Below are 18850 nucleotides of genomic sequence, written 5' to 3' on the forward strand. Positions count from 1 at the left end.
TGTGGCCTGAGCCCTATCGATAATTGAGTTATGAAACCGTCAGAAAACATCCGGTACCGTGGATGTCGACTCGCGCACCACCACACTCGGCTCGACCCGGCGCCTTTCGATGGGCAATGCCGGGTTGGCAATCCGGCGCAGCAGCATCGCCGCTGCGGTTTCGCCCAGTTGCATGATCGACTGACCCACCGTGGTCAGCGCCGGGTACACAAACCGGCTGAGCTGAATGTCGTCGAAGCCGATTACCGACAGCGCCTGAGGCACCCGAATGCCCCGCTCGGCAGCGGCACGCAAGACGCCAATACCGATCATGTCGTTACCGGCGAAGATCGCTGTCGGCCGCTCGCCCTGCAGCAGCCGCGCGGCAGCCTCATAGCCGGCGGGGCTGGTGAATTCGCTGTGCAACGCCCAATCGTCGCGCGCCTGCAAGCCGGCCTGCTGCAGCGCGCGCCGATACCCTTGCAGACGCAACTCGGTGACGGCGGTGTGTTGCGGCCCGGCGATACAGGCAATCTGCCGGTGACCCAGTTCGATCAAATGCCGGGTCGCCAGCCAGGCCCCCTGCTCGTGGTCGATGTGCACCAGATCGGCGTCGACACCGTCCAGCGCGCGATCGACGATCACCAGCGGCGTACGCACCGCCGCCAGGCCACCGGCCATCCCCGCGTCGCCATCGACGGAGGACACAATCAAACCGTCGACCCGCTTTTCCAGCAGTACACGCAGGTAGCTGCGCTGTTTTTCCGGGTTGTCGTCAGAGTTGCACAAAATCACGCAAAAGCCATTGCGCTCGCAGTGATCCTCGATGCCTCGGGCCAGTTCCGCGAAGTACGGGTTGATGCCGTTAGGAATCAACAAGCCGATAGTCGCTGTCGCCTGAGCCTTGAGCGAACGCGCCACGGCACTGGGCACGTAATCGAGCCGCACAATCGCCTCCTCGACCTTGAGACGCACCGCGTCGCTGACCGGCCGCGTCTTGTTCAGCACATGCGACACCGTGGTGTAGGAAATGCCTGCCAGCGCTGCTACATCTTTGATCGTTGCCATGTCAGCCCTGCCGTTGTGCGCGATGACTGCGGTAAGTGTCGAGCACCACGGCAATCACGATCACCGCCCCAGTGATAATGCGCTTGGTCGGCTCTGTCGCGCCGATTTGCGCCAGGCCTGCCGCCAGCACCGAAATGATCAGCACGCCGAAAAAGGTGCTGATGATCGAACCGCGCCCGCCCATCAGGCTGGTACCGCCGATCACCACGGCGGCAATCACTTGCAGTTCAAGACCGGCGCCCGCATTAGGGTCGGCGGCTTCCAGACGGGAAATCTGGAACAGCGCGGCCACGCCTGCCAACAACCCCATCAACGCAAAGACCATGATCTTGTACGGCTTGGGGTTGATGCCGGCAAGGCGTACGGCCTCCTCGTTGGTGCCGATACCGATCAGGTAGCGACCGAATACCGTACGTGTCAATACAGCCTGAGCGACGAAGATCAGCAGCAAGGCGATCAAGAATGAAGGCGCGATACCAAAGGCGACCGGCTCAGACAGCCAGGCGAACGCATCACCGATGTAAGCGGTGCGTGAGCCGGTCATCTGATAGGCCAGGCCACGGGCCATTTCCAGCACACCCAGCGAGACGATGAACGACGGAATGCGCCAGGCCACGGTGATCGAGCCGGTCACGGCGCCAGCCAGAGTGGCACAGGCAATGCCCAACAAGGCGGCAGGAAAGACGCTCCAGCCCCAGCCGAGGATCGCGACACTCACCGCAGACGCCGCCAGCGCCAGTACCGACCCCACCGACAGGTCGATGCCGCCGATGATCAGCACCAGCGTCATGCCCACCGCCAGCACCATCAGGTCGGGAATCTGGTTGGCCAGAGTGCTGAAGGTCTGATAAGACAAAAAGTGATCGCTGAGCGTCGAGAACAGTACGATCATCGCCAGCAAGGCACCTGCCAGCCCGAGATACGTGCCAAGTCCGAAGTACTGGCCGCCGCGCCGGGCAAGCAACGGCTTGGTGGGTAATGGCTGCGTCGCAGAGTCTTTTGAAGGGTTCATTGCACACTTCCGCACGCGGCTTCGCCGATAGGCGCCGCTTGTTGTTGATAACCGGCAAACGCCGCCGCCAGCAGTTGATCCTGAGTCCAGTTGTCACGCGCGAAGGTATCGATCAGTTTTCCGGCCGACAGCACCGCGATGCGGTCGCAGACCAGCATCAACTCGCGCAGGTCGCTGGACACCACGACCAGCGCCCGCCCCTGACGGGTCAGTTCGCCCAGCAGCGCATAGATATCGAACTTGGCGCCCACATCGATGCCACGCGTCGGCTCGTCGAACAGCATCACCGCACAGTCGCGCTCCAGCCAGCGGCCGATCACCACCTTCTGCTGATTGCCACCCGACAACTGCGAGACGACCTGCCGGGGGCCGGCACAACGAATGCGCAGGGCCTCGACCTGACGCTGCGCCAGCGCCTGCTCGCGCTGCCCGCTGACGACGCCAGCACGAGCAATGCCGTGCAGGTTGCCCAGTGCGACATTGGCCGCGATCGACTGGGTCAGCAGCAAGCCTTCGCCCTTGCGGTCCTCACTGATCAGCGCAATGCCCTGGCGCACCGCATCGCTGGGCGAGCGAAGCGTTACCGGGCGCAGCGGCTGGCCGAGCTCGACATGGCCGCTGTCGGCGCGGTCGGCGCCATAGATCAGGCGCAGCAATTCAGTACGCCCCGAACCGACCAGACCGGAAATACCCAGTATTTCGCCCTGGCGAACCTCGAACGAAACGTTCTCGACCCTGCCCTTGCGCCCCAGGCCCTTGACCGCCATGGCCACCTCGCCAATCTGTCGCGGCCCCAGGTCCAGATGCTCGCCCATCTCGCGACCGACCATCAGCGTGACCAGTTGCTGGCTGTCATAGCGGCTCATGGGCTCGACACACACCAGCCGGCCATCGCGCAGCACAGCAATGCGCTGGGCAATACGTGCCAGTTCTTCAAGGCGATGAGAGATGTAGATGATCGACACGCCACGCGCTTGCAGCCGGGCAATCTGCTCGAACAACAGCTCGACCTCACGTGCCGTCAGCATGGCGGTCGGCTCGTCGAGAATCAGCACACGGCAATCGCCGATCAGGTTACGGGCGATTTCCACCATCTGCTGGTGACCGATGCCCAGCTCACTGACCGGTGTGTCCGGATCAATCGTTTCCAGGCCTACCCGGGCCATGGCTTCGACCGCCTGTTGGCGCAGGCGCTTGCGGTCGATCCAGCCGAAGCGACCGGGCAACTGGTCGAGAAACAGGTTCTCGGCCACGCTCAGGGTCGGCAGCAGGTTGAGTTCCTGCATGACCATGCGCACCCCACGCTGTTCAGCGTCGGTGCGGCTGCCAGGCTGCCAGGCCTGCCCCATGAACTGCATGTGCCCGGCGCTGGGCGTTACCAGACCGCCGATGATCTTCGACAAGGTGCTCTTGCCCGCGCCGTTTTCGCCGGTCAGGGCCAACACCTCGCCACGCAGCAGGGTCAGGTCGATATCGGCGATCACCGGCTGCGCGTAGGTCTTGCCGATACCGTGCACCGACAGCACAACGTCTGTGGACGTCGTCATAAATTGCTCCCGCCGTCACTGCGGCTGAGTGACCAGTTCGACAGGTGTCTGAATCACGCCATCGACGCTGCCAAGCGGCTCGCCCTTGATCGACTTGAGCGCTGCTTCGATACCGAACACAGCCTGACGCGCGGCGAACTGGTCGGCGGTGGCCAGGATGCGGCCATCCTTGAGCATCGGCTTGATGGCATTGATGTTGTCGTAGCCGACGATCTTCACCTTGCCGGCCTTGCCAGCGGCGCGCACTGCCGAGACCGCACCCACTGCCATGCTGTCGTTACCGGCCAGCAAAGCCTTGAGGTTGGGGTATTCATTGAGCATGGCCGAGGCGACCGCGTTGCCCTTGTCGATCTCCCAATTGCCGGACTGCACGGAGACCACCTTGAGCTGCGCCGCCTGCATGGCGTCCTGGAAGCCAGCCGTGCGTTGCTGGGCATTGGTGGTGGTCGGTACGCCTTCGATGATGCCGACCTGGTCGCCGGCCTGAAGCTGTCTGGCCAGGTAGTCACCGACCAGTTGCGCACCCTTGCGGTTATCGGGACCGACGAAAGGCACCTCGATACCTTTGCTTTTGAGCACGCCAGCATCGAGCTGGTTATCGATATTGACCACCTTGATGCCGGCGTCCATGGCCTTCTTCAGCACCGGCACCAGTGCCTTGGAATCGGCCGGCGCAATCACCAGGGCGTCGACCCTGGAGACGATCATCTGCTCGACGATGCGAATCTGACTGGCCGTGTCGGACTCGTCCTTGATGCCATTGGAGATCAGGTCAAACGTGCTGGCGTGTTCTTTCTGGTACGCCTTGGCACCGTCTTCCATGGTCAGGAAAAATTCATTGGCCAGCGACTTCATGACCAGCGCGACCTTGGGTTTGTCGGCGGCCTGGGCCTGAAAGGATAACAGGGGGGTCAGCGTGGTGGCGGTAGCGAGAACGGCAACAGCGAGCAAGCGTCCAGCAAAGGGCAGCTTCATGGGTACGGCTCCGATTCTTGTGATTATTGTTCGGTCGCAAACGTTTGCGAGACCTTCACTATCGGAGCCGACCCTGATTTTGTCAACTTTTCATACTTGAGTGCTTAGCGTAGTCGAAGGGTGATTCAAAGCCGTGATCAACAACCCCGAGACCAGCTGGATATCGCTGTTGGTCAGCATGACCTGGCGTTGCAGGCTGAGAATGCGCGGCAAACGTACCACATCGGGCTGCACGGACTTGAGCGCCTCACGTAACTCCTGACGCAACTTGCGCAAGCGCTCATGCAGATCGGCCAGGCGGTCGACCAGCGTGTCGACTACCTTGCCCAGTCCTGTGCCAGCCTCTTTCGCAGGCTGTGCAGACGCATCGCCGAACGCCCGCGACAAGGCATCGGCCGCCTCATCCGGCTGTTTATCGATCGGCGACGTATTGCCTGCACTGGTTGCGCTGGTAATGGCCACGAAGGACGCTGGCAGTCCTACGGACAGCGACATGATCATTCCTCTGATGAATTCGGATCCTGACAGGTGATCGGCCGAAAGCGGCATTTCTTCAGTGCCGTTCGGCGCATCGGCGCAACGCGTTGATTCACGTCAGGGTTGCGAAACTTGCAGCGCTGAAATACTGTACGCCCATACAGACATCAAGGAAGCTATAACGTGGCCAAAAAAAGCGCAGCGACCGTCTCTCCGCCAAGCTCCTACGAGCGGCTCGGCCTGCGGATCCAGAAAATCATCAATGCACCCGCCGCGCAAAAAGCCCGATCGGCCCTGCTCATGCGTCAACCCGATGAACTCGAAGACGACTGGTCGCAATTGCTCGAAGAGATCGCCGAAAACGATAACGTCACCCTCGCCTGGCGCGACGATGGAGGCGTGCAGGTTTTCTGGACCATCCCCAAGGAAGACTGAGCCGATGTTGTCCGGATTCTGCACCTTGCTGCGCACCACCGTGCTCATTGGCCTGCCCTTGAGCAGCCTTGCGCTGAATGCCCAGGCTGAGGCGCCACGCACGTTCAGCGAAGCAAAAACGATTGCCTGGAAACTCTACGCACCGCAGTCCACCGAGTTTTACTGCGGCTGCAAATACACGGGCAACCGCATCGACCTGGCCGGTTGCGGTTATGTACCGCGCAAGAACCCCAAGCGTGCACAACGTATCGAGTGGGAACACATCGTCTCGGCCTGGCAGATCGGCCATCAGCGTCAATGCTGGCAAAGCGGCGGGCGCAAGAACTGCTCGCGTAACGACAAGCCGTTCCAGCTGGCCGAAGCCGATCTGCACAATCTGGTGCCCAGCATTGGTGAAGTGAACGCTGATCGCAGCAATTTCAGCTTTGGCTGGGTTGCCGGGCAGAAAGGCCAATACGGCGCCTGCCAGACCGTGGTGGATTTCAAGGCCCGCAAGGTCCTGCCCCGTGCGTCGATTCGCGGCATGGTCGCGCGCACCCACTTCTACATGAGCAAATACTACAACCTGCGCCTGTCACGTCAGGACCAGCAGCTTTATCAGGCCTGGAACAAGACTTACCCGCCCCAGGACTGGGAGCGACAGCGCAATCAGCGGGTGGCCTGTATCATGGGCCGTGGCAACGAGTTTGTCGGGCCAGTCAACCTGAAAGCCTGCGGCTGAAAACAACAACCCGGTCAGGGACCGGGTTGGCAGAACTCAGATAGCCGGGTAATCACCCGTGCCGTCAGGCCAGGGCGTCAACACCTCGAAACCGGTCTCGGTGACCGCAATCATGTGCTCCCATTGCGCCGACAGCGACTGGTCGCGGGTCAGCACGGTCCAGCCATCGTCCAGCGTCCGGGTGCCGGGTTTGCCGGCATTGATCATCGGCTCGATAGTGAAGACCATGCCCGCCTTGAGCTTGAGGCCTTTGCCAGGCTGGCCATAATGCAAGACCTGAGGCTCATCGTGGTAAATCTGGCCGATGCCATGCCCGCAATACTCGCGCACCACGCTGAAGCCTTCACGATGCGCCACACTCTGGATCGCATAGCCGATATCGCCCAACGTCGCACCGGGGCGCACGGCATGGATGCCGGCACGCGTGGCTTCGTACGTGGTTTCGACCAGCCGCCTGGCCAGCGGGCTCACCTCACCAACCAGATACATGCGGCTGGTGTCGCCGTACCAGCCATCCTTGATGACCGCTACGTCGATATTGACGATATCGCCATCCTTGAGTATGTCGCCCGGCGAAGGAATGCCATGGCACACCACCGCGTTGGGAGAAATGCAGGTGGTCTTGGTAAAGCCGTGATAGCCGACGTTGGCCGGAATCACTTTCAGCTCTTCGACGATATAACGGTTGCAGATGTCATCCAGCGCTTCGGTACTGATACCCGCCTTGACGTAAGGCGCGATCATGGCAAGCACCTCAGCCGCGAGACGCCCGGCGATACGCAGCGCAACCAGGTCCTGCTCACTTTTTAACGGAACACCACGACTCATGACGCCACCTTCTCGACAGCAGCCACGTCCAGCAACTGAACACCCTGAACAACGCCACGATTGTTTTCAGCCTTGAGCAGCAATTGGCAGATGTCACTGTACGCCAGTGCCGGGTTGAGTTCGGCAAGCATACCGACGCGCATCCAGTGCTCGGCCTGAGCATTGATCGAACGGCTCAATGCCGCACTGGCAGTGCGAATATTGGCGTGCATATGTTCAGAAATTTTTACCAGACCCATGTTTGACCTCGCTCGTGATATACGAATCATATACGTTTCATATATTCACGAACAAGCATGGATTACTTACCGGCCTGGTATCGCCTCGGAAAACGTCGAGGCCAGCACCAGGCGCGGTTCATCAGCGACACGCCGTGGCGGCTTTATGACCGGCACGAGCGCCTGGAAGGCATTCAGCTGGCGCAAGGCTGCGGCCATGGCCAGAAAGTCTTCACGCTGCATTTCTTCGAAAATACCGCCATGATGCGCCACAGCCGGTACGGTTTTTTGCACAGACTCAAGAGACATAGCCATAACTCCTTTGGATACTGTATGAACATACAGTATTAGGATCATGACGCCAGCGCAAGACCATACGCGACGAACGGGCACCTCCCTGGATGAACGCAATCAGCCAAGACGTGCCCATTCCGCGAGCTGCGCCCATTCGGCAGTAGATATCCTGATTCCGTCACGCAACGACCGGGCACGCTCGACATAACGTCGCTCGCCCGGCATGCGCTCCTGCCCCACATCCTGCAGTTGCCGCACCAGTGCTTCGCTGCGCTCGGCGAACGCCTGCCCGCTGCCACCCCGGTCAGGGTCGATGACGATCAACAATTGCCCGGTCCACGGTGTTTTCGCGCCAGGGTGCTGCGACCAGTCGAACTCGAACGAGAAATTACCACCGGTGATGCCTGCCGCCAGCAACTCGACCATCATCGACAGCGCCGAGCCCTTGTGCCCGCCAAACGGCAACAGGGCGCCCCCGTCGAGAATCGCCTGGGGGTCGGTGGTCGGCCGGCCTTGCGCATCGACGCCCATGCCAGCCGGCAACGAATGCCCTTCACGCGCAGCGATCTGCACATCGCCATGGGCAATGGCGCTGGTGGCCATATCAAAGACCAGCGGGTCGCCCCCGGCACGCGGTGCGGCAAAGGCAATCGGGTTAGTGCCGAACAGCGGCTTGCGTGCACCATGCGGCACCACGCAGGTCATGCTGTTGACGACACTCAGGGCCACCAGACCTTGCTCGGCAAACGGCTCGACATCCAGCCACAAGGCTGCAAAGTGATGAGAGCTGCGAATGGCCAGAATGGCGATCCCCGCTTCGCGAACCTTTTCGACCAGCAACGGCGTGGCCGCCTCCAGCGCTGGCTGAGCGAAGCCATTGGCGGCATCGACCCGCACGAACGCTGCGCCCACATCCTCGACCACAGGGATCGCCTTGCCGTCGACCCAGCCGCTGGCCAGGGTCGAAAGATAGCCGGGAATGCGAAAAATACCGTGGCTATGGGCACCGTCACGCTGTGCGCTGGCGCAGTTTTGCGCAAGCACCCGAGCGACCTCAGGCGCTGCGCCATGAGCCAGAAAGACCTGGTACAGGTGCTCGACAAGCTCGCAGAAGGCAACCGTTACAGTCTGGATCGATGCAGTCATATAGGGTTCCTGTTGGAAAAGACGAGGCCAGACAGTTCTTGACGCCAAAAAAACCTGCATTTTTCAGGTCTTGGATGAGAGCTTCTGACATTTACACAAAAATGCAACCTAATGTGATCGCTATTGGTTATCCATTGTTCTCACTCGTCAATAGCCAGAGGTAGAATCCTTTACGGCACCCGCGGAGAACCCATGAGCCATAACACGTCCAGTCCAGTCAACGACGACACGATTACCGAGACCGCCGCGCAGTGGTTCATGCGCTTGCAGGACGAAGATTGCACGGACGCCGAACGCAGCACCTTTTCTCAATGGCTTGCCGCCGACCCAAGGCATGCTCGCGAATACGAGGCCATGCGCAACACCTGGCAGGCCTGCGACGGTCTGCAGCCTGCATTCTCTACAGAGAAAACGGCGGCTGTGCAGCCCACCCGGTCACGCCGCTATAGTAAATGCACCTTCAGCGTTGCTGCTGTAATCGCCACACTGACCCTTGCCTTGGGGATTGGCTGGAATCAGGGCTGGGTGCCTTGCGAGTACAACACTTACGAAGCCGGCAACGCGAGCCGCCTGGTCACCCTGCCCGACGGCAGCCGGGTCGAGCTGAACATCAGCACGCAAATCAGCTATGCGCGCTACAAGGACCGGCGCCTGGTCAGTTTCGACAAGGGCGAAGCCTTTTTCGAGGTCGCACACGATGCACTCAAACCCTTCGTGGTGAAAGCCGGCAAGGGCAGCATCCAGGCCATCGGCACGCGCTTCAATGTCTGGATGTACCAGGACCAGGTCAACGTGATTCTGGTCGAAGGCTCGGTACAGGTGCTCAGCGACCGCTCGCAACCCGGTCGCTACGTTCGCCTCACGCCTGGCATGCAGGCCCGCTATGGCGGTAATGACGCGCAACCAGAGACCAGCCTGGTCAGCACCGGCGATGCCAGCCTTGCCTGGCGCTATGGCAAGCTGGTGTTCAATGACCTGCCACTGCGTCAGGCGCTGCCCTTGATCAATCGTTACCTGCCAACCCCGATCATGCTGGCCGACAACGCCACGGGCGACCTGCGCCTGGGCCTGAGCTACAACATCCGTGAGATGTCCAGGCTACTGACCTCGCTGCCCCAGGTACTGCCGGTGCGCGTTACGTTTAATGAGCAGGGCCAGCCGGTGTTGCACAGACAATCGAAGACCGCCCCGCGCAATTGAATTGCTTCATATTCTGCAACAACGTTAACTTTTCTTCATGATCACCCGAAAGCCCCGTACTTAAAGGGCTCCGGCCTGGATAAGGTGATTTTTACAGGAATTGAGGCAACTTTTTTTCGCGTCAGGATGAGGTTTTTTTGCGCTCGTTCGTCTTATTACATGTGAACAGTAATAAACGAAGCCTGAAAAGGAGTTTGCGCATGTTGAATCGTCAAGGAATAACCACCCGCACCCTGCTGCGACAAAACGCTATTGCTGCCCAGGCCCAATCCGAGGTGCAGGCGCAGACGCCTGCCGCCGAAAGCGATCGCGCCGGCAACGAGCATATCCGGTCGCTGCTCAAGAATTTTGGACTGCGGACCAGTCTGGTCCGCCTGAAAGTGCTCGATACCCTGTTGGTTGCCAGCGAAGAAGGCCAGCCACTGGGTGTACGCGGCATTCATAGCCAGCTACTGCGCGTGGATGTTCCCCTGTCGTTTCTGAGCGTACGCGAGGTGCTCAAGCGCCTGTGCGACGAGGGTGTGATTGTGATGGGGGCCGACAAGGCGTATACCCTGCACCCCAAAGCCCTGCAATGGCTGATTAACGAAGGTAACCCGCCCATTCAATGAGCGGGTTTGTCCCCCAGAGGCAATGATCAGCGCTTGACCTTGCGCCGCATGACACCATTGAGGACCACGACAAGCACCGCGACACCGATCGCGATGTACTGGAAGGTTTTCTCGGTGATGACACCGGTTTTCTGCAAATGGGTAAGACCCAGCATGATTGCCAGTACGGACAGGGCAATCAGAACCGAATAGATCAAGCGTTGTTTATTGCTCATGACATTTTCCTGAATTCAACATGATCAGCGCAAAAGCGCACCCATGTTACGCCGATCCACCCCCTGATGGCATCGTCGAAAGCCTTCCTCCCCTCCCCTGCAACTGCCGCACACATTGCCCTGTCTACAACGGCTGTGTTTAATGCCGACCTTGTCAGGCGGATTGCCTGAGATTCACGTTTGCAAAGGAGTTTAATCATGCCTCATGAAAGCAGCCTGCTTCAGGCCGCTGTCGTGTTCCTGCTGGCCGCCGTCTTGACCGTTCCACTGGCCAAGCGCCTGCAACTGGGCTCGGTGCTCGGCTACCTGTTCGCCGGCGTAATCATCGGCCCCTCGGTGCTGGGTCTTATCGCCAATCCGGAGAGTGTCAGTCACATCTCTGAACTCGGGGTGGTATTACTGCTATTCATTATTGGTCTCGAGCTGTCACCCAAACGCCTGTGGGTGATGCGCAAGGCCGTCTTCGGGGTCGGGCTGCTGCAAGTGCTGCTTTGCGGCCTGGTGATCGGCGGCATCGCCCTGGCAGTCTTTGACCAACCCATGAACACCGCCATTGTGCTGGGCCTGGGCCTGGCGCTGTCATCCACCGCCTTTGGCCTGCAAAGCCTCGCCGAGCGCAAGGAGCTGGGCAGCCCGCATGGGCGTACCGCCTTTGCGATCCTGTTGTTTCAGGACATAGCCGCTATTCCGCTGATCGCTTTGGTACCGGTACTGGCCGGCGCCAACCACCATCTGAGCACCAGTGAAAGCGTGACCCATGCGCTGGAAGTGTTCGGCAGCATCGCCATCGTCGTGATCGGCGGCCGCTACCTGCTGCGCCCGGTGTTTCGGATCGTGGCGCGCACCGGCATTCAGGAGGTCTCGACGGCCACGGCACTGCTGGTCGTGATCGGCACGGCCTGGCTGATGGAACTGGTGGGCGTGTCGATGGCGCTGGGTGCCTTTCTGGCCGGCCTGCTGCTGGCCGACTCGGAATACCGCCATGAACTGGAAGCACAGATCGAGCCCTTCAAGGGCCTGTTGCTGGGGCTGTTTTTCATCAGTGTCGGCATGGGTGCCAACCTCAGCCTGCTGCTCACCGACCCGATCGTGGTGCTGGGCCTGACCTTGCTGTTGATTGGCCTGAAGCTACCGCTGCTGGTGCTGATTGGCCGTGTGGCGGCAGGACTTGAACGGCAGAACGCCGTGCAGCTTGGACTGGTACTGGCCGCCGGTGGTGAATTTGCTTTCGTGGTGTTCAAGCTGGGCAATACCGAAGGCCTGTTCGAAGCACGGGTCTACGACATTCTGGTGCTGACCATTACCTTGTCGATGGCCCTGACACCGTTGCTGTTCATGGCCACCGCTCGCTGGCTCAAGCCACGGCCAAAAGCCACGCCGGTGCCGGACGAATACCGCGATATTCACAGTGATAGCCCGCGTGTGGTGATTGCCGGCATGGGCCGCATGGGCCAGATCGTGGCGCGGATCCTGCGCGCCCAGCACATCCCCTTCATTGCGTTGGACACGGCGGTCGAAAGCATCGAGTTCAGCCGCAGTTTCGGCAATGTACCGGTGTTCTACGGTGACCCGCTGCGCCCGGAAATCCTGCGGGCGGCCAAGGTACACGAGGCCGAGTTCTTCGTGATCGCCACCGACGACCCGGAGACCAACATCAAGACCGCCGAACTGATACGCAAGCTGTACCCGCACATGAAGATCATCGCCCGCGCCCGTAACCGCCAGCACGTGCATCGGCTGATTGATGTCGGTGCCCATGCGGTACGCGAGACGTTCTATTCAAGCCTGGAAATGAGCCGCCAGACGCTGCTCGGTCTTGGCTTGAGCCAGGCCCAGGCCGATGCGCGTATCGAGCGTTTCAAATGCCACGACGAGAAGGTGCTGGCCGATCAGCACCTGGTCTATGACGACGCGGCCAAGGTGCTGCAAACCGCCCGCGAAGCGCGCACGGAGCTTGAGCAATTGTTCGAGTCCGACCAGCTCGATGAAGAACAGGCGCTGAAAAATTAAAAGCCACCGCCCAGCGACGAGTAAAGCCCGACCAGCGCCTGCGCCTGGGTGGTCGAGCTTTGCACCCATTGCTCTTGGGTACTGAGCAACGCACGCTGTACCGACAGCACATTGAGAAAGTCCGCCGCGCCTTCGACGTATTGGCGCTTGGCGGTGTTCAGCGCCACCTGGTTGTGTTGCACCGCGTCCTGCAGCTTGCGTTGCTGCAACTGGCTGGCGTTGTACAGGCTCATGCTGTCGTCGATTTCCTGCCAGGCGCGCAGCACAGTCTGTTGATAGGCCAGCCCCGCTTCCTGCTCTTGCGCTTCACGCAGTTGCAACATGCCGCGCAGCCGGCCGCCGGAGAACACCGGCAGGCTGATCTGTGGCCCGAACGCGAATTGCCGGGCGCCCCAACTGCCAAAATCCGACAACTGCAAAGCCTGCAAGCCAACGCTGCCCGACAGGGTAATGCGCGGGTAAAAATCGCCTTCGGCCACCCCGGCGCTGGCCGTTGCAGCATGCAGGCGTGCCTCGGCGCGGCGGATATCCGGGCGACGCTCGGCCAGCTGCGAAGGCAGGCCCACTGGAATCTGTGTCGGCACCGCCTTCATCTGCACGGTTCTTTCCAGCTCAGCTTGCAAGGCACGTGGCGTCTGCGCCAGCAACAAGCCCAGCGCGTTGATCAACTGCGCCTGACGCTGTTCGAGCACCGGCAGGCGTGATTCCACCGCCGAGACTTCAGCTGCCGCTTCAGCGACATCCAGGTCGGTGGCCACGCCGTTTTGCAGGCGCACTTGTGACAACTCCAGGCTGTTGCGCGCCAGGTCCAGGTTCTGCCGGATCACCGCCACCGTGCTCTGCACGCCGCGCAAGGCCAGGTACTGACGCGCGACTTCGGCCTGCAAGGCCAGCAAGGCGGCGCGCTGATCGTTTTCGGCGACCTGCACCTGCGCACCGGCCGCTTCGACCTCTCGACGCACGCGGCCCCACAAGTCCAGCTCCCAACTGGCGCCGAAGCCGCCATCCCATTGCTCGAACGGCGCCTGGCCCTGATTGCCCGAGGGGTCGTTGAGGCCCTTGCCGCTATTGCGCTTGCGCTGATAGCCCAGGTTGGCATTGACCTCAGGCAACTGCTCGCCGCTGCTGACCCGGTACGCCGCCCGGCTCTGCTCCAGGCGTGCCGCGGCCATGCGCAGGTCAAGGTTGGAAGTGGTGGCGCGGTCGATCAACGACGCCAGCAGCGGGTCCTGAAAAACCCGCCACCAATGCGCGTCGATGGGCGCTGCTACCGGCTGGCTGGGGGCTTGCTCACCTGCTACCGGCAACCACTGGATACGATTGTCATTGACCGGACGCTGAAAGTCCTTGCCCACCTGGCAGCCTGCCAGCGCGAGACCGATTGCCAGGCTCAGTGCCGTGCTTTTAATCATCGCGCAGTCACCGTGGCCGTTTGTGGCAGCGACGTCGTGTCGATGCTGGCTTCGACCGACATGCCGACCCGCAGGCGCTCGGCCAGCGGCTGGCCCGGCTCAAGCACGATTTTCACCGGAATGCGCTGCACCACCTTGGTGAAGTTGCCGGTGGCGTTATCCGGCCGTACCGCCGCGAAGGTCACCCCCGTGGCCGGAGCAATGCTGGCGACGTGCGCCTTGAGCAACTGATCGGGGTAGGTGTCGACACGCACCTGCACCGCCTGCCCTACGCTGACGTCGGTCAACTGGGTTTCCTGAAAGTTGCCGAGGATATACGCCTCTTCCAGCGGCACCAGCGACAGCAGTTTGCTGCCCGGCACCACATAGTTGCCGACCCGCAATGTACGCTCGCCGACCGTGCCGTCGATGGGCGCCACAATGCGCGTGTACGACAGTTGCAGACGCGCCTGATCATGCGCCGCCTCGGCGCGCTGCAAGGCCGCCTGCGCGCTGTGCTGCTGGGCAATGAGGATATCGACCTGCTTGCGCTCGGCCGCCAGAGTAGCGACGGCACTGGTGTGCTGGGCATTGGCGGTGTCGATGCGGGTGCGCGCCTGCTGGGCATTCTGCACCGTCCCGGCACCGGCGCCGGCCAGGTGTTCGTAGCGGGTACGCTCCTGCTCGGCGAAGGTCACGGCGGCCTGGCTGGCCTGCAAGGCAGCCTTGGCCCTGGCAATCACCGAATCCTGACGCTGCAACAAGGCACTGGCTTCATCGCGGCGTGCGGCAGCCGCCTGCACTTCGGCTTCGCTGGCGGCCAGCGCGGTCTGCAAGTCACGATCGTCGATGCGCGCCAGCAGGTCACCGGCCTTGACCTGCTGGTTGTCTTCCACCAGCACTTCACTGATAAAACCGGAAACCTTCGGCGCCACCACCGAATAGTCGGCGGCAATAAACGCATCGTTGGTGCGCTGGCGCTCATCCTGACCTGCCAGGGCGTACAGCCCGATGCCGGCCACTACGATGGCCACGCCACACAGCGCCAGCGTCTGCTTCGAAGTCATCTTCATGACTGTATCTCCAAAAGAATCAGTTCAATGCCCGCGGCGGGTAAACCCGCGTCGGCATCACAGGAATCAGCAGCATCAGGGCGACCGCCAGCCAGCCCATGCAGTAATAAAGATCGGCGCTGGTCAGTACCACGACCTGCTCGTGCAGGCGGTGACTGAGCGCCACCGGGTCGGCGCCGCCGCTTACCCCATTGCCACTTAACCAGGGCGCATTACCAAGGCGATCGACCAGGTTATTGGAATGAAAATGCTGGCGGGCAGTGGTCAGCGCCTCGATCACACCGGTGGCCACCACACTGGCCAGGCCACGCACGGTGTTGAACCAGGCAGACGCGAAAGGCCCGTCCTGCGGCGCGATGCCGCCGGTGGCCTGGATCAGCAGTGGCAGTACCGCCATGGGCTGGCCCAGCACCTGCAACAATTGCAAGGCGTAGAAGTTGTCGCGAATCCACTCGGAGGTCATCTGCGTGGCCAGCGCGCAATGCAGCGCCAACAGCATCAGGCCAAGCGCCAATACCCAGCGGCAGTCGACCCGACGCAGGTTGCACACCGCCGCCAGCAGCGGCAGCACCAGCAGTTGCGGCAGCGCCACCATCAGCATCAGCGGTGCGGTCTGCAACGGCCGGTAACCGTGCACCTGCGCCAGATACGCCGAAGGAATCGAGGCCACGGCGGTGAGCACCACCAACACCCCGCCCAATGTCAGCAAGGCATGCGACAGATTGCGTCCGGCGAGCATCTGCAATTTGAAGAACGGCACCGGGGTAAACCACTCACTGAGCAAAAACGCCACCAGCAGCATCAGGCCGGCGCCCAGCAGAAAGCAGATCAACGACGACTCGAACCAGTCCAGTCGATTGCCTTCAAGCAAGCCGATCACCAGCATGACGATGGCCGGCAGGCCCAGCAGCAGGCCGCGCCAGTTAAAACTCTTGAAGCGCTCCAGCCGCGGCGCGTCCTGGACGATGCCATGGGACACGGCGATCATCGCCACCAGGCACGGCGGTATGACCTGCCAGAAGGTCCACTTCCAGGTGAAGTATTCCGTCCACAACGCGGCCAGCGGCGTGCCCAGCCCAGGCCCAAAGGTCGCGGTCAAGGCATAGCCGGCCAGGCCATACAGCTTGATCGACGGCGGCAGAAAACGCAGCGCCACGGTCATCAGCATCGGCGGCAGGCAACCGGCGGCCAGGCCTTGCAGGATCCGCAACACCAACAGGCTGGGGTAGTCCGGCGCCAGCGGGCATAACAGCGCCAGCACTACAAACGCGGCGATGGCGCCCAGCGTGAAGCGGCGTAGCGACAAGGTCACGGCAAACCACGGCGCGAAGGCCATGGCGGCGACAGAGCTGGCCGAGTAACAGGCGATCAGCCAACTGGCTTCATCGGCACCGATAAACATCGCACCGCGAATATCGGCCATCGCCGTGCGGGTCACGCCTTCATTGATGCCCGCGACCAGAACGGCCAGCAACACCCCGACCAGCCCGATCACCCGTTCCAGACCGAACGCCGGTGCGGTGGGCGCGGCAGGCTGGGCAACGGGAGCTGGTGTGGCGAGAGAGGTCATGAACAGACAATCCGGGGCATTGGGAACCCCGGCAGTTTAAAAAGAGTCCGGCATGAATAAAATTTACATTTAGGCAGCTTATGAGTGCGCCAGGCGCACGGGTCGGCACTGGTTGATTGCTTTAAACGCCATTACCCGACCGGGCGCCACCGTAATCAATCCTGCAGCGATTCGACCCCCAGCTCGTTCCACACTTCTTCGGCCAGGTGGAAGGTGGCGTTGGCGGCCGGAATGCCGCAATAGATCGCGCTCTGCATCAGCACTTCCTTGATCTCGTCGCGGGTCACGCCGTTGTTTTTCGCGGCGCGCAAATGCAGGCGCAGTTCGCCTTCGCGGTTCATGCCGATCAGCATGGCGATGGTGATCAGGCTGCGGGTATGGCGCGGCAGGCCCGGACGGGTCCAGATATCACCCCAGGCGTGGCGGGTGATCATTTCCTGAAACTCTTCGTTGAACGGCGTGAGTTTTTTCAGGCTGTTGTCGACGTGTGTATCGCCCAGTACCGCGCGACGCACTTGCATGCCGGCGTCATAGCGTTCTTTTTCGTTCATGGTTGACTCCTGCAAAGGGTTGGAACTCTATTCGTAGGACCGACGGGGCGGCGATCCGTCGGGCGGCGACCGTAGGACCGACTTTAGTCGGGAAAGGCACGACACCGTGTTGTGCCATTCGCAGCTAAAGCAGCTCCTACGAGATAGGTTGTGTAGACGTGGGTCACGACAATTGTGTGTGCTCAGCCACGGCGCGCTCGACCCAGCGCCGGGTCTGGCCCAGGTAGTGGGCCGGATCCAGCAGGCGGTCCAGAGCTTCGCCATTCAAATGTTCGGTCACCTGCGGGTTATCGCCCAGTACCTGGCGCAAGTGCGCGCCCTGCTCTACCGCGCGGCGGCAGCTTTGTTCGATCAGGTGGTGCGCGGCATCGCGGCCGATGCAGCGCGACAGCGCGATGCTCACCGCTTCGGCCAGCACCAGGCCTTTGGTCGATTCCAGATTGGCGCGCATGCGCTGCGCGTCGACTTCCAGCCCCGGCACCACCAGCAACGCCTGTTGCAGCGCGCCGGAGACCAGGCAGCACAGTTCCGGCAGGGTTTCCCACTCGGCGTGCCACAGGCCCAGGCTGCGCTCGTGTTCTTGCGGCATGGCGGCCAGCATCGTCGACACCAACCCCGGCGCGCGGGTCGCGGCGCCGATCAGCACCGCTGCACCGACCGGGTTGCGTTTGTGCGGCATGGTCGACGAACCACCCTTGCCCGGCGCAGAAGGCTCGAACACCTCGCCGACTTCAGTCTGCATCAACAGGCTGATGTCGCGGCCCAGCTTGCCCAGGCTGCCGGCGAGCGTACCCAGCAGGCAAGCGAACTCCACCAGCCGGTCGCGCTGGGTGTGCCAGGGTTGTTCCGGCAGGGTCAGGTCAAGCTCTTGTGCCAGGGTCTGGGCGACGTCGAAGGCTTGCTCGCCCAAGGCCGCCAGGCTGCCCGAAGCACCGCCGAATTGCAGGCTCAACAGACGCGGCTTGAGTTCGGCCAAACGCTGGCGATGCCGGGTGACCGCCCCCAGCCAGCCGGCAATTTTCATCCCCAGCGTGACCGGCGTTGCCTGTTGCAGCCAGGTGCGCCCGGCCAGCGGCGTGTCGGCATAACGCTGGGCCTGGGTGGCCAGCGCCTCGGCCAGTTGCGCAAGATCGGCTTCGAGCAACACGATGGCGCGGCGCAGTTGCAGCACCAGACCCGAGTCCATGGCGTCCTGGCTGGTCGCGCCCATGTGCACGTAGCGCTCGGCCTCGGGGTTATGCGCGGCAATCTGTTTGCCCAGCGCCTTGACCAGCGGAATCGCCGAGTTGCCGGCGCTGCCGATGGCGATGGCCAGGGCCTGGAAGTCGAACAGTTCGGCGCGGCATTGTTGCTCGATATCGGCCACCACCGCCTGGGGAATCAGGCCGACCCGCGCCTGGGCACGGCTCAGGGCGGCTTCGAAGTCGAGCATGCCTTGCACGCGGCCGGCGTCGGAAAAAACCCGGCGCATTTCAGGTTGAGTGAAATAGGCATCAAACAGTTGGTTGCTCGGTGTGCTCACAGCAGCG

General features: G+C 61.7%; 20 protein-coding genes. 5 read left to right on the forward strand and 15 right to left on the reverse strand.

Annotation, left to right across the window (positions count from 1 at the left end):
- Window positions 1-39: 39 nt before the first annotated feature.
- The 5 genes from ACYP2A_RS07555 to ACYP2A_RS07575 form a co-directional block, all read right to left on the reverse strand.
- Window positions 40-1047 (reverse strand): LacI family DNA-binding transcriptional regulator, encoded by a 1008-nt coding sequence (locus tag ACYP2A_RS07555; protein WP_459744096.1) that lies wholly within the window; start codon window positions 1045-1047, stop codon window positions 40-42.
- A 1-nt stretch (window position 1048) separates the two neighbouring features.
- Window positions 1049-2059 (reverse strand): ABC transporter permease, encoded by a 1011-nt coding sequence (locus tag ACYP2A_RS07560; protein ID WP_459744097.1) that lies wholly within the window; start codon window positions 2057-2059, stop codon window positions 1049-1051.
- Window positions 2056-3606 (reverse strand): sugar ABC transporter ATP-binding protein, encoded by a 1551-nt coding sequence (locus tag ACYP2A_RS07565; protein ID WP_459744098.1) that lies wholly within the window; start codon window positions 3604-3606, stop codon window positions 2056-2058. The genes ACYP2A_RS07560 and ACYP2A_RS07565 overlap by 4 nt, the downstream gene beginning before the upstream one ends.
- A 15-nt stretch (window positions 3607-3621) precedes the next feature.
- Entirely contained in the window at window positions 3622-4581 is a 960-nt protein-coding gene (locus ACYP2A_RS07570; RefSeq protein WP_459744099.1) for a substrate-binding domain-containing protein, read from the reverse strand.
- Between the two features lie 90 nt (window positions 4582-4671).
- Window positions 4672-5076, reverse strand: a complete 405-nt coding sequence (locus ACYP2A_RS07575; protein ID WP_459744100.1) for a hypothetical protein — start codon at window positions 5074-5076, stop codon at window positions 4672-4674.
- A gap of 165 nt (window positions 5077-5241) precedes the next feature.
- On the opposite strand from ACYP2A_RS07575, the gene ACYP2A_RS07580 reads away from it, so the two are divergent.
- Entirely contained in the window at window positions 5242-5493 is a 252-nt protein-coding gene (locus ACYP2A_RS07580; protein WP_459744101.1) for a DUF1654 domain-containing protein, read from the forward strand.
- Between the two features lie 4 nt (window positions 5494-5497).
- Window positions 5498-6214 carry an endonuclease gene (locus ACYP2A_RS07585; RefSeq protein WP_459744103.1) on the forward strand — a complete coding sequence of 239 codons (717 nt, stop codon included), beginning with the start codon at window positions 5498-5500 and terminating at the stop codon, window positions 6212-6214.
- Between the two features lie 36 nt (window positions 6215-6250).
- On the opposite strand, the gene map is transcribed toward ACYP2A_RS07585, so the two are convergent.
- From map to ACYP2A_RS07605, 4 genes are all read right to left on the reverse strand, one after another.
- Window positions 6251-7042 (reverse strand): type I methionyl aminopeptidase, encoded by a 792-nt coding sequence (gene map, locus ACYP2A_RS07590; RefSeq protein ID WP_459744104.1) that lies wholly within the window; start codon window positions 7040-7042, stop codon window positions 6251-6253.
- Window positions 7039-7281 carry a ParD-like family protein gene (locus ACYP2A_RS07595; RefSeq protein ID WP_459744105.1) on the reverse strand — a complete coding sequence of 81 codons (243 nt, stop codon included), beginning with the start codon at window positions 7279-7281 and terminating at the stop codon, window positions 7039-7041. The genes map and ACYP2A_RS07595 overlap by 4 nt, the downstream gene beginning before the upstream one ends.
- Before the next feature lie 66 nt (window positions 7282-7347).
- A complete protein-coding gene (locus ACYP2A_RS07600; protein ID WP_459744107.1) occupies window positions 7348-7569 on the reverse strand; it encodes a hypothetical protein in 222 nt (73 codons plus the stop codon).
- 102 nt (window positions 7570-7671) lie between these two features.
- Window positions 7672-8700, reverse strand: coding sequence for an Ldh family oxidoreductase (locus ACYP2A_RS07605; RefSeq protein WP_459744108.1), 1029 nt, complete (start codon window positions 8698-8700; stop codon window positions 7672-7674).
- Between the two features lie 192 nt (window positions 8701-8892).
- On the opposite strand from ACYP2A_RS07605, the gene ACYP2A_RS07610 reads away from it, so the two are divergent.
- Entirely contained in the window at window positions 8893-9900 is a 1008-nt protein-coding gene (locus ACYP2A_RS07610; protein ID WP_459744109.1) for a FecR family protein, read from the forward strand.
- A 200-nt stretch (window positions 9901-10100) separates the two neighbouring features.
- Complete coding sequence (locus ACYP2A_RS07615; protein ID WP_459744111.1) at window positions 10101-10511, forward strand: Fe2+/Zn2+ uptake regulation protein; 411 nt, start codon at window positions 10101-10103, stop codon at window positions 10509-10511.
- A gap of 26 nt (window positions 10512-10537) precedes the next feature.
- On the opposite strand, the gene ACYP2A_RS07620 is transcribed toward ACYP2A_RS07615, so the two are convergent.
- A complete protein-coding gene (locus ACYP2A_RS07620; RefSeq protein WP_459744113.1) occupies window positions 10538-10726 on the reverse strand; it encodes a hypothetical protein in 189 nt (62 codons plus the stop codon).
- Window positions 10727-10924: 198 nt separating this feature from the next.
- On the opposite strand from ACYP2A_RS07620, the gene ACYP2A_RS07625 reads away from it, so the two are divergent.
- Window positions 10925-12736, forward strand: a complete 1812-nt coding sequence (locus ACYP2A_RS07625; protein ID WP_459744115.1) for a monovalent cation:proton antiporter-2 (CPA2) family protein — start codon at window positions 10925-10927, stop codon at window positions 12734-12736.
- Here the strand turns inward: ACYP2A_RS07625 and ACYP2A_RS07630 are convergent.
- The 5 genes from ACYP2A_RS07630 to ACYP2A_RS07650 form a co-directional block, all read right to left on the reverse strand.
- Complete coding sequence (locus ACYP2A_RS07630; RefSeq protein WP_459744116.1) at window positions 12733-14148, reverse strand: efflux transporter outer membrane subunit; 1416 nt, start codon at window positions 14146-14148, stop codon at window positions 12733-12735. The genes ACYP2A_RS07625 and ACYP2A_RS07630 overlap by 4 nt on opposite strands.
- Complete coding sequence (locus tag ACYP2A_RS07635; RefSeq protein ID WP_459744169.1) at window positions 14145-15194, reverse strand: HlyD family secretion protein; 1050 nt, start codon at window positions 15192-15194, stop codon at window positions 14145-14147. The genes ACYP2A_RS07630 and ACYP2A_RS07635 overlap by 4 nt, the downstream gene beginning before the upstream one ends.
- 25 nt (window positions 15195-15219) lie before the next feature.
- Window positions 15220-16770, reverse strand: a complete 1551-nt coding sequence (locus ACYP2A_RS07640; protein ID WP_459744117.1) for an MFS transporter — start codon at window positions 16768-16770, stop codon at window positions 15220-15222.
- A 155-nt stretch (window positions 16771-16925) separates the two neighbouring features.
- Window positions 16926-17321: a 4-carboxymuconolactone decarboxylase gene (pcaC, locus tag ACYP2A_RS07645; protein WP_459744119.1), complete on the reverse strand. Its 396-nt coding sequence runs from the start codon at window positions 17319-17321 to the stop codon at window positions 16926-16928.
- 163 nt (window positions 17322-17484) lie between these two features.
- On the reverse strand, window positions 17485-18843 hold the full coding sequence (locus ACYP2A_RS07650) for a 3-carboxy-cis,cis-muconate cycloisomerase (RefSeq protein ID WP_459744121.1): 1359 nt from the start codon (window positions 18841-18843) through the stop codon (window positions 17485-17487).
- Between the last annotated feature and the right edge of the window lie 7 nt (window positions 18844-18850).

It is taken from the genome of Pseudomonas sp. 3A(2025) (genome assembly GCF_054589175.1).

What these genes read in the sequence shown, in the direction of transcription:
- ACYP2A_RS07555 (WP_459744096.1), bottom strand. Translation starts at nt 1,047, where the DNA reads ATGGCAACGATCAAAGATGTAGCAGCGCTGGCAGGCATTTCCTACACC.
- ACYP2A_RS07595 (WP_459744105.1), bottom strand. Translation starts at nt 7,281, where the DNA reads ATGGGTCTGGTAAAAATTTCTGAACATATGCACGCCAATATTCGCACT.
- map (WP_459744104.1), bottom strand. Translation starts at nt 7,042, where the DNA reads ATGAGTCGTGGTGTTCCGTTAAAAAGTGAGCAGGACCTGGTTGCGCTG.
- ACYP2A_RS07585 (WP_459744103.1), top strand. Translation starts at nt 5,498, where the DNA reads ATGTTGTCCGGATTCTGCACCTTGCTGCGCACCACCGTGCTCATTGGC.
- ACYP2A_RS07625 (WP_459744115.1), top strand. Translation starts at nt 10,925, where the DNA reads ATGCCTCATGAAAGCAGCCTGCTTCAGGCCGCTGTCGTGTTCCTGCTG.
- ACYP2A_RS07570 (WP_459744099.1), bottom strand. Translation starts at nt 4,581, where the DNA reads ATGAAGCTGCCCTTTGCTGGACGCTTGCTCGCTGTTGCCGTTCTCGCT.
- ACYP2A_RS07575 (WP_459744100.1), bottom strand. Translation starts at nt 5,076, where the DNA reads ATGTCGCTGTCCGTAGGACTGCCAGCGTCCTTCGTGGCCATTACCAGC.
- ACYP2A_RS07605 (WP_459744108.1), bottom strand. Translation starts at nt 8,700, where the DNA reads ATGACTGCATCGATCCAGACTGTAACGGTTGCCTTCTGCGAGCTTGTC.
- ACYP2A_RS07610 (WP_459744109.1), top strand. Translation starts at nt 8,893, where the DNA reads ATGAGCCATAACACGTCCAGTCCAGTCAACGACGACACGATTACCGAG.
- ACYP2A_RS07565 (WP_459744098.1), bottom strand. Translation starts at nt 3,606, where the DNA reads ATGACGACGTCCACAGACGTTGTGCTGTCGGTGCACGGTATCGGCAAG.
- ACYP2A_RS07560 (WP_459744097.1), bottom strand. Translation starts at nt 2,059, where the DNA reads ATGAACCCTTCAAAAGACTCTGCGACGCAGCCATTACCCACCAAGCCG.
- ACYP2A_RS07620 (WP_459744113.1), bottom strand. Translation starts at nt 10,726, where the DNA reads ATGAGCAATAAACAACGCTTGATCTATTCGGTTCTGATTGCCCTGTCC.
- ACYP2A_RS07640 (WP_459744117.1), bottom strand. Translation starts at nt 16,770, where the DNA reads ATGACCTCTCTCGCCACACCAGCTCCCGTTGCCCAGCCTGCCGCGCCC.
- ACYP2A_RS07600 (WP_459744107.1), bottom strand. Translation starts at nt 7,569, where the DNA reads ATGTCTCTTGAGTCTGTGCAAAAAACCGTACCGGCTGTGGCGCATCAT.
- ACYP2A_RS07635 (WP_459744169.1), bottom strand. Translation starts at nt 15,194, where the DNA reads ATGACTTCGAAGCAGACGCTGGCGCTGTGTGGCGTGGCCATCGTAGTG.
- ACYP2A_RS07630 (WP_459744116.1), bottom strand. Translation starts at nt 14,148, where the DNA reads ATGATTAAAAGCACGGCACTGAGCCTGGCAATCGGTCTCGCGCTGGCA.
- ACYP2A_RS07615 (WP_459744111.1), top strand. Translation starts at nt 10,101, where the DNA reads ATGTTGAATCGTCAAGGAATAACCACCCGCACCCTGCTGCGACAAAAC.
- pcaC (WP_459744119.1), bottom strand. Translation starts at nt 17,321, where the DNA reads ATGAACGAAAAAGAACGCTATGACGCCGGCATGCAAGTGCGTCGCGCG.